The sequence below is a fragment of the Myroides sp. LoEW2-1 genome (genome assembly GCF_009767705.1).
GTDB lineage: Bacteria > Bacteroidota > Bacteroidia > Flavobacteriales > Flavobacteriaceae > Flavobacterium > Flavobacterium album_A.
The window spans coordinates 1-205 of the sequence record NZ_WSPP01000155.1; the positions used below are offsets into that span (position 1 = coordinate 1).

1 pseudogene is annotated in these 205 nt (G+C 38.0%); it reads right to left on the minus strand.

The annotated features are described in order from the left end of the window. Window positions 1-205 (minus strand): annotated as a pseudogene (locus GOQ24_RS09450) (IS66 family transposase); the annotation flags it as partial.

Sequence of the window (205 nt, forward strand, 5' to 3'; positions counted from 1 at the left end):
GTGTTTGATTAGGGTCTTCGAAACGCTCGCGTTTTTGTCCAAATTGCATGCGTCGTAAAAGATCTACTAAGCGTTGGAGTTCTTGCTTTTCTTGTTCTAGCTGAGATGTCTTTTGCTCTAACTTAGATGTCTTTTGCTCTAACTTAGATGTCTTTTGCTCTAACTTAGATGTCTTTTGCTCTAACTTAGATGTCTTTTGCTCTAA